6 protein-coding genes are annotated in these 17,057 nt (G+C 35.4%); 1 reads left to right on the top strand and 5 read right to left on the bottom strand.

The features are described 5' to 3' along the window. Positions 1-18: 18 nt before the first annotated feature. From LNQ34_RS22615 to LNQ34_RS22595, 5 genes are all read right to left on the bottom strand, one after another. Positions 19-5,742: a non-ribosomal peptide synthetase gene (locus LNQ34_RS22615; RefSeq protein WP_230001376.1), complete on the bottom strand. Its 5,724-nt coding sequence runs from the start codon at positions 5,740-5,742 to the stop codon at positions 19-21. 70 nt (positions 5,743-5,812) lie between these two features. Continuing rightward, the gene (locus LNQ34_RS22610; RefSeq protein ID WP_230001375.1) at positions 5,813-12,697 is read right to left on the bottom strand and encodes a non-ribosomal peptide synthetase; all 6,885 of its coding nucleotides are present in this window, start codon (positions 12,695-12,697) and stop codon (positions 5,813-5,815) included. A 249-nt stretch (positions 12,698-12,946) separates the two neighbouring features. After that, positions 12,947-13,456: a UpxY family transcription antiterminator gene (locus LNQ34_RS22605; RefSeq protein WP_230001374.1), complete on the bottom strand. Its 510-nt coding sequence runs from the start codon at positions 13,454-13,456 to the stop codon at positions 12,947-12,949. Between the two features lie 339 nt (positions 13,457-13,795). Next, a complete protein-coding gene (locus LNQ34_RS22600; protein WP_202702438.1) occupies positions 13,796-15,784 on the bottom strand; it encodes a tetratricopeptide repeat-containing sensor histidine kinase in 1,989 nt (662 codons plus the stop codon). Between the two features lie 140 nt (positions 15,785-15,924). After that, positions 15,925-16,158, bottom strand: a complete 234-nt coding sequence (locus tag LNQ34_RS22595; protein WP_202704395.1) for a hypothetical protein — start codon at positions 16,156-16,158, stop codon at positions 15,925-15,927. Positions 16,159-16,376: 218 nt separating this feature from the next. Between LNQ34_RS22595 and LNQ34_RS22590 the strand changes: the two genes are divergently transcribed. Beyond that, the gene (locus LNQ34_RS22590) at positions 16,377-17,045 is read left to right on the top strand and encodes a response regulator (RefSeq protein ID WP_202704394.1); all 669 of its coding nucleotides are present in this window, start codon (positions 16,377-16,379) and stop codon (positions 17,043-17,045) included. Positions 17,046-17,057: the final 12 nt, after the last annotated feature.

The raw sequence follows: 17,057 nt of genomic DNA, 5'->3' as shown, positions 1-17,057 counted from the left end.
TAAAGTAAAGCAGTCGTATTATAAATCGATATCGATTTCCTGAAGGTCTTTTTTGTTTGCTGTAAGCTCTTCTTGTTTCTGAATAAACCTGAGCTGTTCGGCCATCGTTTCGATAGTTCTGAATTGAAATACATGTCCGATACTCACTTCAACGCCAAAACTTTCCTGAATCATATTGGCTAATTTTACGGCTCTCAAACTGTGCCCTCCTATTTCAAAAAAATCATCGGTTACACTGATCTTTTCGATCAACAATATTTCACTCCAAATCTCAGAGAGGGTTTTCTCCGTTTCATTTCGGTAGGATATGTATTCTCTTTCTAATTGCGACAAATCAATCTCGGGAAGAAGGTCTTTATCTACCTTTCCGTTTTTATTCAAAATGAAATCTTCCACTTCGATAAAATAGGTTGGAATCATATAAAAAGGGAGTCTTTCCGCCAGATAAGCTTTTAACTCCTTTTGATTCATAACCTGATTGGACTTAACATAAGCCACAATAAATTTTTCGTCTGCTGCCTCTGATAATTGTTTCAAAACCACTACTGCCCCATTGATATCCGGGTGTGCATCTAAAGTTTTTTCAATATCGTTGAGTTCAATTCGGTAACCGCGAAGTTTGATCTGGCTGTCTTTTCTTCCAAAAAATTTGATATTCCCATTCGGCAGCCACAATCCTAAATCACCGGTTTTATACACTCGTTCTCTATTCAGACTCCTCGGATTCAGAAACTTTTCGGCATTTAATTCTGCTGCATTCAAGTAGCCTAATGAAAGTCCGTCACCTGCCAGATATATTTCTCCAACAACTCCCTGTGGGCATAGTTCTAAATTTTGATCTAAGATGTAAGCCTTCGAATTGTTGATCGGTTTACCAATCGGAATATCCTCTTCTACCGGTGCTGTAATTTTATAGGTTGCCGAAAATGTAGTGTTTTCAGTAGGTCCGTAACCGTTAATAAGGTTCAGTTCCGGATAGGCTTCCAGTAGTTTACGGATGTGTTTAGCTGATAATTTTTCACCTCCTGCCAGTACATTGATTAATCCTTCAAAAAGGGATACATCCTGATCGGTAAACTGGTTTAGCAGTCCCGATGTAAACCACATGGTATCTACTTTTTCTGTTTTTATTAATGAAGCAAGTTTGGTTGTGTTTAACAAATCTTCTTTGTCGCATAAAACCAATTTTCCACCATTAAGCAATGCTCCCCAAAACTCAAACGTCGAGGCATCAAAAGAAACAGAACCTGTAGACAAGATGGCGTGTACCCTATCAAAATCGATATAATTGGTGTTTTTAACCAGTCTGGTAACCCCTTTATGCGGTACCAAAACGCCTTTTGGATTTCCGGTAGAGCCGGAAGTGTACATGATGTATGCCGGAGCATCAGGACTGTTCGTTATTTGCGGAGCCGGAGAATGATTTTCTAAAGCGTCTAACTGAACGTCTATGGCGATAATACTTCCTTCAAAAAAGTCAAGATCAAACATATAGTCCATCTGGGTAATGATGACTTTTGCGCCGATATCATTAACAATAAATTCTTTTCTGATCTTAGGACTTTCCACATCGATTGGAACATATACCCCGCCGGCTTTTAAAATCCCGAGTATGGTACTGATCAAAAGTTCTGATTTATCTAAAATGATTCCGACTTTTTCTCCGTTAGTCACTCCATACTCTGTGGTTAACAAATGCGCAATTTTGTTTGCATTACGATCTAATTCCTCGTAAGTCAATTGTTGGTTTTTATATACAACGGCTATTTGCGCAGGCGTTTTTCTAACCTGATACTGAAAGGCTTCGACAATGTCCAGACAAACCTGAGAATTAAAGGTTCCGGCACTAAAATCTGAGGTAAAAAGCTGTATTTCGCCTACTGATAAATAAGGCAGGGAAGCAATAGAATTATGCGGATTTGCAATTACGGCATTCAGCAGGTTGTGAAAATGTTTCTGAATTTGACGAATAAAAATGGTATCAAAAATGTCCGTATTGTAGACTAAGCTAAATTCCAGTCCCTTTACCGTTTCTACAAAATTGAATGAAATATCAAATCGGCTTACCGTTGCTTTTATTTTTTCATAGAGGGCTATTTCAAGACCTTCACTATTGAGAACCTCTAATTTTTGATCTAAATCGGCATTTTGTAAAACGACTGTAGCATCAAATAAAGGATTTCTGCTGATATCATGTGTGAGATTCAAATCACCGATTAATTGTTCAAAAGGATAAATCTGATGTTCGTAAGCTTCCTGAGTTCCTTTTTTTACCTTTCGGAATAAATCAATTATGGAATCTTTGTGTGAAAACTGACTGCGCAATGGCAATACGTTAATGAAACAGCCAATTTGCCCCTCTAAATCAATATGATTTCTACCGCTAATCGTAGTTCCCAGTATAATATCTTCCTGATTGGTATATTTATAAATCAGGACATTTGTCACCGTTAGCAACCCCATGAACAAAGTCAGGTTTTCCTGATCCAGTATATTTTTAAAATGCTTTAATGTTCTGCTATCAATATTTATGGTAATTGTTTCGCCGTTATAGGATTTAATTTTAGGACGAATTTTACTTTTTTGAAGGTTGAGCACCGGTAGCTCTCCTGAGAATTTCTCCGTCCAGTAGGCTTTATGAACCTGCAACGATTCATTCTCCAGTTGTTGATTCTGCCAGGCAGCAAAATCTTTGTATTGTATTCTGAGCGGTTTAAAATCTACAGCAAGTTTATTTTTATGGGCTTTGTACAAATGCAGCAACTCTTCAATAAAGACCTCCATAGACAGTCCGTCACTAATAATATGATGCATCACTGCTACCAATATCGCTTTCGATTCTTCTACCTGCAATACACTTACTTTTAAAAGCGGTCCTTCCGATAAATTAAATGCTACCTGAATGAGATTGTTAATGGTTTCTTCTAATTCATTTTCTGAACGATTGCAAAAATCAACGAAATCAATCTCAAAATTACTTTCCGCTTCAGGCAAAATAAATTGTCTTAATTCCTGATTTTCATCTTCTTTAAAAGTGGTTCTGAAACTTTCATGTCGTTTGGTTATCGTTTGAAAAGCAAAAGCTAAAGCCGTTTGATCCAGATCTCCCGTTAAGGTGTAGATGCTTGGAATTGTGTAGGCTTTGTTGGCTTCCTGAAACTGACTCAATGCCCAAAAACGCTGTTGTGATGATGACACTGCATAATTTGGCTGCTCTGTCAGGGCTTCTATTTCCTGAAATTCATTTTCCTGAGCCTGTAGTATGGTTTCTGAAAGCGCTTTAATGTTTCGGTCTTCAAAAACGTTTCCGATATCTATTTTTATGTTTAAGTTTTTGTGAATGGTCGACACCAGGTTCATTGCCTTGATACTGTGCCCGCCAATGTCGAAAAAGTCATCGGTTATACTAATATCTTCTTTATCAAACAGTTCTTTCCAGATGTTGTGCAGGGCTATTTGGATTTCGGTTGTTGGTAAAACAAGCTCTCTGGTCGTTTCGGTATTTGATTTTGCCAGTTTGTTTAATTCTTTCTGATCAACTTTCCCGTTTCTGTTTAATGGAATTTGCGGCACCTGAGTAATATGAGCCGGAACCATATAATTAGGCAGTTTTTGCGCCAGGAAAGAACGAAGCTCTTCAGTATTGATAGTCGCATCGGCAATAAAAAACGCTGCTAAAAATTTCACATCATGGCTGTCTTTGTTTACGAGAATTACAGCTTCGGTAATACTATTGTAACTCGTTATCTTTCGTTCGATTTCCCCTAGTTCTATTCTGAAACCGCGAATTTTCACCTGACTGTCTCTTCTTCCTAAAATTTCTATCGTACCGTCAGGCAGCCATTTGCAGATGTCTCCGGTTTTATACAACAGAGCATTTTCCTGATAAGGATTTTCAACAAAACTTTTTGAGGTCAGTTCTTCTTGGTTTAAGTAGCCCGCTGCAACGCCTTCGCCCGAAACATACAACTCTCCTGCAATACCAACAGGCTGTAATTTCATACTCTCGTTAAGAATGTAACATTGAGTATAGGAAATTGGTTTTCCAATCGGGATTCCTGATGCTTCTTCTGAAACTTCTTCAACAGGGTGAAAAGTCGAAAAAGTGGTATTCTCGGTTGGGCCATAAACGTGTACCAGTCTTCCGCTTCCGAAATGATTGACAAACTTTCGCACATGAAATACGGAAACCATTTCTCCGCCAAAAAGAATTTTTCTCAAGTTTTTAAGACTGTCAATGTCAGTATCCACCATGGAGTTGAACAAAGCCGTTGTCATAAAAACAACCGAAATTTCATTTGTGGTAATAGCCTGAAACAACAGTTCAAAATTGAGCACTAAATCTTTCTCCGGAATGTGTAAAGTCGCTCCGTTTAATAATGCTCCCCAAATATCAAAAGTAGAACCGTCGAACGAAGAATTTGAGATGGCCAGAATACGGTCCTGAGGATCAATTTCGATATAATTGGTTTCTTTCACCAATCGTACAATACTTTTGTCTTTTACCACAACACCTTTAGGCACTCCGGTTGATCCTGAAGTGTACATGATGTAAGCGATATCTCCTGTACTATTGTTTTCCCAGTTTACATCGGAAATATTTTCTTCATTAAGCATGACGTCTATACTAAATAACGGGATATCGTAATGAAGCAGGTCGTTCAGATACTCGAGTTGAGTGATGATCGCTTTGGGCTGTGTGTCCGACAAGATATAATCAAGTCTTTCTGTCGTAAGATTATAATCCAAAGACAAATAAGTAGCCCCCAGTTTTAATGCCGCAGCAAAAGAGAAAATGGTATTATCCGAATAATCAGTCATGATCCCGATAATATCCCCGGATTTAATTCCGTACTCTTTTTGCAATAAACTCGCCAGATGATTCACTTTTCGGTTTACGGCTGTATAGGTGTATTTTTTTTCTTTATAAACTAAAGCAATGTTGTCAGGCGTTGCTTTTACCTGCTGTTCAAAAATCCCGATAACACTTGCGTCGATCTTCTTATCAGATTCACCTGAAAACTCCAATAACTGCTGTTTTTCAGAGGCCGTAATGAATTCAATATCATCAACCTTAGTATCAATCAGCTCACTACTATTTTCAAGTATATGTATAAAATGCTCCACCATATTTTGAATGAAAAGTGCATCGTATTTCGCAGTATCAAAATGTATGGTAATTGATTCTTTACCCGCAGTGGTATCTTCTATTTCCAAACAAAGTTTGGCCTGAGCCAATAGATTATTTCTGTGATTTAATTTCTGATATACAAAAGCATATTGAAGATAATCTTCAGGAGTCAATTCAATATTTAGAAACTCTTTTTCAATTAACTCAAAATCAATAGTATCATAAAGCAGAGTATCTTCAATTTCCTGTTTGGTTGCGTTTATCGCATCTCGCAATGAAGATATATTGGATATAGTAGTATGATAAAAAAGCAAGCTATCTTTTTCGGGCTGTACTCCCTCCAAATTGAAAGGGGACGAAGCCACCCAGATACTTTCGTTATTAGTATATCTTTTTAATAGTGTATTAAAAACAGACAAATAAATAGTTGCCGCAGCAATGGCATTCCCTCCTGATAATTTAGCAATCTTATCCAGACTGTTCTTTTTTAATACAATGCTATACTGACCGGAAGGAACTTGCTCATATCTGCTCAGTAAATAACTGCTGTCGTTACTGTATTGCTTTATTTTGTTCAACCAATAATCTTGTATGATTTTCTTATCTTTCATGCTGTAGTCTGATTATATTGTAGGGATTACAAAAGGTTTATTTGAATGTTGTATTGATTTTACAGGATCACTAAAAATTGATTTCGATATTGATTCTGGAAGCTTCCAGTTGTTTTTCACGTTCGGTTTTAAAACTGTAGGCTCCTATTTCATGTTCTATGCCTTTTGACAGTTCTTCCAGAAATACCAGATAACGTTCGGCAAAAAGAGCTATGGTGTCTTTACTAAAAACCTCTTTTCTGTATTCCAGAATAAAACCGGAACCGTTTGAAATTATCCACAAGTCATATTTAACCTGTTCTGTAGCTACACTTTGCGCTTTTGCCTTAAGATTTTCATTGATTGTAAATTCATCGTGAGTAAGCTCATTCCAGGTAAAACCGGTATTGATAAAATTGGTTCCTCTGTCTCCCCTTTCAAATTCTAAATCTCTCAGGATTAAATCGATTGGGTACATTTGGTGCTCAAAAGCTTTTGATAATTTGTGCTGAACCCCTCTGATTATGGTTTCGAAATTTTCATTCTGATGAAATTTAACTCGTATAGGCAGCAGGTTAACATAATACCCCAGCTGATCTTCGAGATGGGCATGAGCCCTTCCCGCAAACGGAACTCCTAATACGATATCCGATTGCTCCGTTTGTAGATGCAGAAAACTGAAAAATGCAGCTAAGTGAAATGAAAATTCAGTGACATTAAGCTTTTTAGCGATCTTCTTTATGGCTGAATTGACTTCGGCATTCAGGAAAAAATCAATTTTATTATCCTGATTTTCAACATCATTCGGAAGCAGATACTCATATTTATAATGGAGCGGTTTTAAATGCCCCTGCAGTTCCTTCATCCAATAAGCACTAGTTATAGCGTTTGTTTCAATCTGAGCTTTCAGCCAATGACTGTATTCTTTGTACTGAATATCTAATTTAGAAGAAGGCAGAACCGCTTCTTTTTTCAATATTGAATTGTAATTACTACTGATCTCTTCTATCAGAAGCTGCAATGACCAAGCATCGGATATGATATGGTGAATTACAAATAACAAAACATGATGTTGGGAATCGATACGAACTAATTTTGCCTTGAATAAAGGCCCTTTGAACAAATCAAATTCAAAATTGCTTATTTGCTTAATTTCCTGCTGAAGTAACAGCTCTTTGTCATTAAAGTCGCTAAAATCTTCGCATCCAATCGAAAGTTTAAATTCTTCAGATGGTGTAATGAACTGTCTGATACTTTTTTCGTCATCTTCTTTAAAAACAGTTCTCAGGATTTCATGCTTTTTGATAACCCGATAGAAAGCTTCTTTAAACGCAATAATGTCAAGTGTTCCGTGAAAATGATATACGGCCGGAATATTATAAGCCACTTCATTCCCTTTAAACTGACTGACCATCCAAAGGCTTTTTTGTGCATATGACATCTCGTATGAAGTCGCCGCAGGAACTGCTGCAATAGGTTCAAAATTGTTAGAGAACGATCTCTTTATGAGTTCGGCCTGATCTCTTAAAACGGAATATTCAAACAGCTTTTCAAAAGGAACGGTAACCTGTAACTGTTCGTTTATTTTATTAATCAACTGCCCCAGCTTGAGACTGTGCCCTCCCAAATTAAAAAAATCATCGGTCGCACTGATGGTCTCTACAGCTAAAATATCTTTCCAGATAAGTGCTACTATTTTTTCAATCCTTCCTTTCGGTTCCACATAACCACTATTCGTCTCGTTAGTTTCATCGATATTCGGAAGTGCTTCTTTGTCTGTTTTTCCATTTGGAGATAAAGGAATAAAAGGAACCTCAACATAATATTGAGGTACCATATAAGCCGGCAGTTTGCTTTGCAGATAGGCTTTTAAATCGTCTTTAGAAATAGCATTACCAACTGTGTAGTAAGCCACTAAAGTATCAGCGCCTTTAAACGGTTTTATCGCCACCACAACCTGTTTTACCTCTGCTGAAAATTGCAGGAGACCATTTTCTATTTCGTCCAACTCTATTCGATAGCCTCTTAGTTTTACCTGCTGGTCTTTTCTGCCCAGGAATTCAATATTCCCATCCGGAAACCATTTAACCATATCGCCCGTATCGTATAAAACACTTCCTTCAACAAATGGATTTTTGATAAATTTAGCGGCCGTAAGTTCTTCTTTATTCAAATATCCCAGAGCTACTCCTTCGCCGGCTAGATAAAGTTTTCCAACAATACCCAGTGGCGTAAGTTGTAGATTTTTGTCTAATACATAAGCCTGTGTATTGGAAATAGGTTTTCCAACCGGGATTGTTTTATAGGTCTTACCTTTTTCTAACTGGTAATAGGTACTATAAGTTGTATCCTCAGAAGGTCCGTACAGGTTTCTGATTTCTGCTGTAGTGCGCAGCAATTCTCTGGCGATATCGACCGGAAATGGTTCACCCGCTAAATTGATGATACTGGCATTTTCTAATGAAGAAAAATCTTCCTCCATCAGACTTCGTATACTGGAAGGAACTGTATTCAGTAAAACTTTTTTATCGTTTTTTAATTCTTTACTTATCTCCAAAGCATTGCTCAGCAGTTTTATAGTCTTGCCAACTGATAGCGTAAAAAACATTTCATAGGCCGAAAGATCAAAACAATGTGAGGTTACGGCATAGACCAAATCAAAACGTTCTGTATCGAATTCTTTTTTAGCCCAGTACAAGAGTGCTGAAACATTTTTATTGGTAATCAAAACTCCTTTTGGTTTACCTGTTGTTCCCGAAGTATAAATAACATAAGCCAAATCTTCGGCTCTGTTTATTTTTGGAAGATTTTCGGTACTATATTGTTGTTTCTTTACCTGAAATTTACTCCATTCGTTTTCGTCAATTACAACTTTGCAATTACTATCTTCTACAATATATTTTATGCGATCCTCAGGATAATTAACATCCATTGGGACATAAGCTGCTCCTGATTTAAGCACTCCTAAAATGGTTAGGAGCAAACGCTCGTCTCTTTTTAAACGAACACCTACTAAATCGTTGGGTCTGATCGCATAATTTTCTCTCAGATATTCCCCCAATTGATTGGATTGCTCGTGGAGTTCCTTATAAGTCAACTGTACATCATTAAAGATAAGGGCACAATCATTTGGTGTTTTGGCTGCCTGAGCTTCAAGCAGATCAACAATAGTAGCTTCTTTCGGAAAGTATATTTCAGTAGCATTGAATGTTTTCAGTAACAATTCTTTTTCTGTTTCCTCTACATATTCAATAGCATCAATCGTAACGTTTGCATCCGTAAATACAGTTGTCAACAAATTCTCGAAATGTTTGAAGATTGCCTTAATCCAAAAGGCATCGTATAAATCGGTATTGTATTCCAGACTTAATAACAGCCTTTCCTCCTGCTCCGTAAAAATAAAACTAAGATCAAACTGAGCAGTATTTCGTTTCACTTCATAAGGCTCTATCTCAACTCCCAACATTGGAACATGGGTCGATAGGGTGTTTAATTGTGCCTGATTTTGCAATACGACCAACACATCAAACAAGGCCGATCTTGAAGCGTCTCTTTTTAAATTAAGTTTGTTGACTAAAGTGCTGAAGGAGTAATTCTGATGCTCATAAGCCTCGATTAAGATCTTTCTTTGCAGCTCTAGTAAGGTCGAAAAACTATCCGTTCCATTTATTTCAGTTTTAATCGCTAACGTATTTAAAAATAATCCCAGCTGGTTTTCCAGATCCGGGTGCTCCCTTCCGGCTATCGGAGTGCCCAGAACGATCGTATTCTGATTTGTATAGCGGTACAACAAAGCATTGATTCCGGCCATTAGCGTCATGAACGGGGTCACATTATTCGTCTTGGAAAAATGTTTTAATTTTGATAAAAAGGCCTCCGAAAATTGATACGAAAGCGTACTACCATTATAAGTTTGTCTGACCGGACGGCTTCTGTAACTTGGCAATTCCAAAACAGGAATATCTTCTTTAAATACAGACAACCAATAGTTTTCTGAATCTAAAAACGCTTCTTCGTTTTCCTGTATCTGCATCCATGCTGCATAATCTTTAAACTGAATTGCCGCAGGTGAAAAATCAATCAGTTTTTCCTGAACCAAATTATTGTAAGCAGCTACAATCTCTGCAAACATCAGTTCTAAAGACCAGCCATCGCTTATGGTATGCTGTACCACCAGTGAAAGAATATGTTCGTTTTCTTCTGTTTTTACTAGTGCTGCTTTTAATAATGGCGCTTTCGTCAAATCAAAAATAGCCGCTTGTTGTTCCTTTAAATATTGAGAAATCTCTGCTGTGCTCTTATTCAGATAATTTTCGTGAGTAAGGGCAAAATTCCATTCGCCTTCTTCTAAAATGTACTGACTTATTTCACCATCATAGCCCGCTTTAAAATAGGTTCTTAAAATTTCATATTTAGCGATTAAAAGACGGAAAGCATTTTCGAGTTTTGAAACTTCTAAATCTCCTCTAAATTTTAAAGCTCCATGCATGTTGTAGGCACTATTACCGCCTTCAAACTGGCTCAGCACCCAAATTTTATGTTGTGAAGAGGTTAACGGGTAATATTCCTGCGCTTTCGCTTTGGGAATTACCTTATAACCTCCTTTTTGTATTTTTTGACTTATCTGTGCAATAGTAGGAGTTAAGAAAAACTCTTTATAAGAAATAGATCCCTCCAACTGTTTGTAGATAAGATTGATCACCTGACCGATCATTAAACTGTGTCCTCCCAAATCGAAAAAGTTATCTTCGATACCTACTTTTTCAATCCCTAAAATTTCCTGCCAAATAATCGTCAGTGTTTTTTCTGTTTCACTTTTCGGGGCTACATAATTTGCATTGGATACCTGATTCAACGGCAAATTTTCAAGAACCTTACGGTCAATTTTTCCGTTTGGTGTCAACGGAATTTTATCCACGCCAATCAAATAATGCGGTATCATAAAAGCTGGCAGCTTTTCTTTAAGGTAATTTTTTAAAATTTCGTGATCTGTCACTTTAGTTTTAGTGAAATACACCACTAAATTCTGCGCCCCATTCTTCAACAATACCAGAGCAACGGCTTGTGTAATATTTTCTGAAAAAGAAAGCACTGCGTTTTCAATTTCTCCCAATTCAATGCGGTATCCTCTTAATTTTACCTGATAATCTTTTCTTCCCAGGAAATCAATAGTCCCATCCGGAAGCCATTTGGCCATGTCTCCGGTATCGTACATTAAAGATTCCTTTTTAAACGGATTCGGTATGAATTTTTCAGCAGTTAGTTCAGGACGATTCAAATATCCTTTTGACAATCCATCACCCGAGATGTACAATTTTCCGGCTACACCAACAGGGACTAATTCTAAATTTTTATCCAATAGGTAAACCTGAGTATTCGCTAGTGGTTTGCCTATCGAAACCGAAGCCGTGTACTCTTTTTGCGCTGCTAATCTATAAACTGTACTGTACGTTGTATCTTCAGATGGCCCGTATAAATTTCTTATCTCGGCATTAGTCTGTAATAATTTCTTAGCAATATCAACCGGAAAAGGTTCGCCTGCCAAATTTATGATCGCAGCATTTTCTAAACGGTATCCGCTTTCTATCGTATTTCGAATGCTCGACGGCACGGTATTGATCAATACCTTTTTATCGTACTGAAGTGCTTCTCCAATTTCAAGTGCATTGTCCAGAATTCTTATTTTTTTTCCAATAGACAAAGGATAAAACAATTCGTAGACCGAAAGATCAAAGCAATAAGAAGTTGCCGCATAGACCACATCAAAAGCAGCAGCATTAAACTCCTCCTGAGACCAATAAAGTAAAACAACTGCATTCTGATGCGTAATCATAACCCCTTTCGGGTTTCCGGTAGTTCCCGAAGTATAAATGATATAGGCTAAGTCCGTAGACTGATTTAGTATCTCAGGATTGTCTGTTTTATAATTGTCTTTACGACTAAGAAAATGTCTAAATTCATTTTCATCTATCACCACTTTACACTGACTGTCCTTTTCGATATATTTGATTCGCTCTTCAGGATAATTAACATCGACAGGTACATAAGCAGCACCGGATTTAAGAATCCCTAATACAACTACTGCTATAGATTCATTTCGTTCGAGCTTTATTCCAACTAAATCATTAGGCTGAATATCATACTCTTGTCTGAGATAATGGGCCAACTGATTCGCGTGCTGATTCAGTTCGTTATAAGTTAATTCCTTGTCCTTAAAAATAACAGCGGTATCAATTGGTGTTTTTGCTGCCTGTTCCTCAAATAACTCAACCAGCGTTTTAGTTGGATATTTTTTTACAGAAGGATTAAAAGAGTTTAACAATTCTTCTCTTTCCAACGCAGTAACAACCGGTATTTGATCAACCGAATCATTCATACAATGCTCAAGTTGCAACAGCCAGTTTGCATAAGTACTTAAAAAATGAGCTGCCACATGATCCTCCACAAACGAAACATCATAGGAAAGAGATAACTCCAATTCTGTATCGTTTTTGTTTACTGATACTGAAAACGGAAAGTTATTTTTTTTGTGAGCTGATTTTGAATTGTAGAAAAAGCCAAAAAGAGCATATTCAGCAAAAGGATATTTTTCCTGTAATGTATCGTCATAGTCCGAATGTTTATAAACTTCCTGTAATTCCTTTTTAACTTCCCCTAAATAATCCTTAAATGACTTACCAGATGTGGAAATACTATTAAACAATAATGCAGTTTCAGCATCAGTAGGTTTCGACGTAAAAATGAAACTCTCTACTTCAAAATAGCGTTGCAGTAAGGCCGTGTAAACCGCAATTAAAACTGTTAGTTCTGCTATTGCATTCTCAGCTGTAATTTTTTTAAAAAACGAAAGATTGTCGGTATCAACTTGTATGTTCTTACTAACCCCGTTTTCTGCCTTAACATTATTCATCAGGGGCTTATTCTTAACTTTTGTTACCCAATAGTTCGAAATACTTTTTTGTTCGATGGTTGTCATTTAAAACTCTAATAATTTGATGGACATTTACTTTTTCAAACTGTGATGAAAAAAGTATGAGAATTCTGTTTAGTTATAAAAAACTGTCTTTTAACAAAATAGATCTAAATCATTCATCGGATATAGTTCTATTAATTATACGGATACTATAGATATTTAATTTATTACTCATCCGAAGGAAAAAGCTCGCTCTTATTCAAAGTTTCACTTCATCATAATCGAAAGCCGGGCTTTTTACGCTCCATAATGTTAATTTTGCAAATAATAGGATGGAATTGTAGCGGTGATATTTTTCTGCAGCGAATCAATTCTAACCACAATTTTATTGGTGTTGTTTGTATTTAGTACTTCACATTCTAATCCTTTTAAGGAACCGTAAGAGATCGTTTTAAAATCTCCGACACTAAATTCTTCAACATGCGTTTCGACCTCAGTAACGTCATTATTTAAAAGCAAAAGTTCAATTTTCCTCATTTCTTCATCGCTCACTTTGGCATACTCCATTCCAAAACGGATGTACATGCAGGCCCCATTAACGGAAAGCGTTTTATAAAAATCTAATGAGGAATTTATCTTTACAAAAACATAAGAAGGGAAAAGCAATTTCTGAATACTTTTTTTTCTGTCCGTACGTGTACTCTGTACCTGAATGGTTGGTAAAAAAGCCTTAATAGACAGATATCCAAGCATATCAAATACTTTTCGTTCATGATGACATTTAACATATAAAACGTACCAACCATTGTGAATTGACTTCATAAATAACACTCCATTTTTTTAATAGCTTCGCTGTCCTCGGTTACGAGAATACTCTTCTTAATACGGATTTGAAAAATTAAAACACATTTTATTTACGGCTAAAATAGTAGTAGTCTTTATATAAAAATTACGGACTTTTTAAATAAAAACTACGGGCTTTCATATTAAAAAGCGTCAAACACTGATAATAAATCAAATACTCGCTGTTTCTGTGTGGAAAGCGAAAACGATTATAATCCTCTAAAAACCAATAAGTAAAACAAACCCGACAGGTTTTTTTAAACCTGTCGGGTATAAGGACTTTTACGGAGATCGTTAAAATTTTGTCATTTTAGAGCTTTAAGCAAGCTCCCGGATAGTAAACAGGACTTCAATTTTGGTTCCTTTTCCAATTTGTGATTCAATACTAAATTTACCTTTCAGCGAGCTGGTTCTTTCTTTCATATTGCTCAAACCAATGCCCTCTTTTTTAGTTGTCGTATCAAATCCCTGACCATTGTCAGTAATAGACATTCTTAGAACACTATTAGCCTCAAACTGAATTTTAATTTCACATTTTGTGGCATTCGCATATTTATTGATATTTAAAATCGCTTCCTGAATGATACGGTATAAATTGATCTTATAAATATTTTGAATAGCTGACCATTCAAAATTTTCGTCGGTTGTGTAGCTAAAATCAGTATCACTAATCCCCTTTTGACCTTCGATTAAACTTAACAGTAAAACATTGAAGTCATTACCATCTAAAAAAGAACTGTGACTCAGATCATGTGATACCATTCTAACCTCATTTTCTATATTTTGCAGTTCAAAAATATACTCCTTTCTTTTTTCAATTATCTCCTTCTCTACCTTAGAATTAAAAAAACCCAGATTCATTCGGACTCCATAAATTCTATTCATAATTCCGTCATGCAGTTCTTTTGCAATTTTGGATTTTTCATTATCTCTTGCATTGTTTATTTTTTCATGCTGTTCCATCAGCAATAAATAGATTTCCTCGTTTGCAGACTTTTGCTTTTTAAGGAACTGAAATTCTTTATTTTTATACTTGGAATATCTTAAAATAACAATAATCAGCAATAGAAAAATCGATGCAAATGAGAGGATTAAAATATAGAAATTTTTCTTCGTCAGAACCTTATTTTCATCTTCAATTCTGGAAGTTTCGTACTCAATTCTTGCATATTTATTATGTGCATTTTTTTGAACAATATTGATGCTATCACTCAGATTAATGTACTCATTTGCATAATAGAGGCTATTTTTCTTATCCAGAGTAGAAAGCAGTTTTAATGAAGTTAAAATTTCATTACTGTTCTTAATTCGCGTAGCTAACAAATTGGCTTCTTTTAAAACTTCTATTGCTTTCGCAGTATCTTTTTGTGTGAGGAAATACTCTCCAATGCGGATCTTTTTATATAAAATATCTGCTTCATCTCCTTTATTTTTCAAAATCTCTAATGATTTGGAGAACATTTCATAAACATTGTCATATTCTCCGATTTTCATTTTAGAATAGGCCAGATTACTCAGAACATTAGCATACAAACGAGGCCAATTTTTCTCTAAATCACTTGAAAGTAAACCTTGTAGTTTTGCTATGGACTTTAAATATTCCCCCTTTAAATCATATAGATTACAAATATTAATCGTAGCAGTTACATTGTAATTGGTTATTTCATCTTTGTCAATATGATTCAGTTTTATCTTTTCCAGATTATTCAAAGCCATACGATGGTACCACAATGCTTTGTCATAATTGACCAGCTTTTCCAGGCAATTCCCCATTAAGGCATTACAGCAATAAAGTAACTGCTGATCTTTGGATTCTTTTAAATACTGTAAAGCTTTGGAGATTTCAACCTCACATTCAATATAATTTCCGTCATAAAACAAAACATAAGCTTTGTTAAATAACATCCGTCCTGTATTATCGTAATCCGATAAGGTAGAATATACTTTTTCGGCTTGCAAATAATAAAAATAAGCACTGTCCTTTTTTACATTTCCATAGCTGTCGCCAATATAATAAAATGCTTTTGCGATTCCTTCTTTGTCATCAGCCTCTTTAGATAATCTCAAAACCTCTAAACTGGCTGCTAAAGATTTCTTTGGGTTTTTATTATAGTAATATTCTGTAGACAGCTTAAAATGAAGATTTCTGGTAACAGAATCATTATTCTGATCCTTTAAAAAATTAAATATGGAATCTAAATATTTTTCTTTCTCCTTGCCATTTAAATACTTACCATCGAAGGAAATAGTGATTTTGTCATTAGCATTCGCGAATTCATTTTTCCTGCAGGAAAAAAAAGTCAACACAAGTAATAAGCAAACTATTTTAAAAGGTGTCGTCAAAAGTTTAAGTATTATTTTACAATTTCAAATATAGGGTTTTGAAATAAAAAGACTATAAGATTTAAAAATAAATCAAATAGTCTTTTTTATAAACACAAAAACATTTAGTCTTTTCTGGTTGGTCTTGTAATTTCGGGATCACCCTCAGTATTTAACAAGTCAGTATCCGAATTAGTCGTTCCATTAACCATATTATTTGTTTTTGGATCTAATTTTTCATGCAAATTTTTTGATTGACTACTCTGAGTTTTCGGAGTTTCATAATCATCATTTGTACATGAAAAAGTCAACAGTGCAACAGCAATTAGCAATCCCGGAATAAATAACTTCGTTTTCATAAAAATAACTTTAATTGATTATTAAAACAAAAAAACACTAAACTCCGGATTAAAATGTACGGTAAATCCGTAATATTTCATTTAATTCATGTTAAAATTAGAACTTAAACTAATTATCAACCATTCAACGAATCTCTTTAGTTGTAAAACAATCAAAATTCCATTACGGAAAAACCGTAGTTTTTCTTACATTTGTTTCCAATAGAATTAAACAAATTATGAATCTTAATATTTTGATCGTCGACGACCATCCAATGACGGTGGACAGCTATATCAATCTCTTATCTGATGGTGAGTTTCAGAAAAATTTACCAAATTTTATTAAAAGTCATAATTGTGAAGATGCTTACAATAAAATCATTCTTCATCACAAGCAAAATAGTACTATCGATTTTGCCTTACTTGATATTAATCTGCCGCCCTACAAACCATCAAATATTAATGACGGCATAGATTTGGCCTATTTGATCAAGGAAAAATTCCCGAATTGCAAAATAGTACTCCTTACTATGCGCAGTGAACCTTTAACGGTGGACAAAATAATAAAAGGAATCCAGCCTGAAGGTTTTATATCCAAAAGTGACATCAATTTTGAACAATTTCCTGTAATTTGTAAAAACATTATTAATGGCGAAATATTCAGAAGCGATACCATTGTAGAATCTCAAAGAGAACTGTTTAAGAAAAATATAAATTGGGACAATCACGACAATCAAATTTTAATTCTAATCTCTGAAGGGGTAAAAACAGTAAATCTTCCCGAATATATCCCTCTTTCAATGAGCGCTATAGAAAAAAGGAAAGCCAACATAAAAGATCAGTTATTAAAAGGAAAAGGAAGCGACAAAGATCTAATTGAAAAGGCTAAAACGCTGGGATTATTGTAACGTGGTCAGTAT

Origin of the sequence: Flavobacterium lipolyticum (assembly GCF_020905335.1) — a bacterium.
GTDB classification, from domain to species: domain Bacteria; phylum Bacteroidota; class Bacteroidia; order Flavobacteriales; family Flavobacteriaceae; genus Flavobacterium; species Flavobacterium lipolyticum.
Note: the sequence above shows the minus strand (reverse complement) of the source record. Positions and strands in the feature narration are given on the sequence as shown.

Bases quoted from the DNA above. Each gene is read 5' to 3' on its own strand.
- LNQ34_RS22610 (WP_230001375.1), bottom strand. From the start codon at position 12,697: ATGACAACCATCGAACAAAAAAGTATTTCGAACTATTGGGTAACAAAA.
- LNQ34_RS22605 (WP_230001374.1), bottom strand. From the start codon at position 13,456: ATGAAGTCAATTCACAATGGTTGGTACGTTTTATATGTTAAATGTCAT.
- LNQ34_RS22615 (WP_230001376.1), bottom strand. From the start codon at position 5,742: ATGAAAGATAAGAAAATCATACAAGATTATTGGTTGAACAAAATAAAG.
- LNQ34_RS22595 (WP_202704395.1), bottom strand. From the start codon at position 16,158: ATGAAAACGAAGTTATTTATTCCGGGATTGCTAATTGCTGTTGCACTG.
- LNQ34_RS22590 (WP_202704394.1), top strand. From the start codon at position 16,377: ATGAATCTTAATATTTTGATCGTCGACGACCATCCAATGACGGTGGAC.